Source organism: Streptomyces roseoverticillatus, from assembly GCF_000719265.1.
Classification (GTDB): domain Bacteria; phylum Actinomycetota; class Actinomycetes; order Streptomycetales; family Streptomycetaceae; genus Streptomyces; species Streptomyces roseoverticillatus.
Map to the genome: position 1 here is coordinate 1 of NZ_JOFL01000072.1, position 453 is coordinate 453.

Below are 453 nucleotides of genomic sequence, written 5' to 3' on the forward strand. Positions count from 1 at the left end.
CACGCGGGGCGTGCGGATCTGGTGGATGCGGGGCCGGAGACGGCGTTGCGGTGGATCGCGGACAACACCAATCCCGAGGGCATCACGGGGACGCTGAAGGAGGCGGTGCGGGGTGCGGACGTCTTCATCGGTGTCTCGGCCCCCAACGTCCTGGACGGCGACGACGTGGCCGCGATGGCCGAGGGTGCGATCGTGTTCGCGCTGGCCAACCCCGACCCCGAGGTCGACCCGGCCGTCGCCCGGCAGACGGCCGCGGTGGTGGCCACGGGCCGTTCGGACTTCCCGAACCAGATCAACAACGTGCTGGTCTTCCCGGGTGTCTTCCGCGGCCTGCTCGACGCGCAGTCCCGCACCGTCGACACCGGCATGATGCTCGCGGCCGCCGGCGCCCTCGCCGACGTCGTCACCGAGGACGAACTCAACGCCAACTACATCATCCCCAGCGTCTTCAAC

1 protein-coding gene is annotated in these 453 nt (G+C 70.2%); it reads left to right on the forward strand.

All coding sequences use genetic code 11. From position 1 onward, the window contains the following. A partial coding sequence (locus IF61_RS0131865; protein ID WP_030370027.1) for a malic enzyme-like NAD(P)-binding protein occupies window positions 1–453 on the forward strand: 453 nt, incomplete at both ends.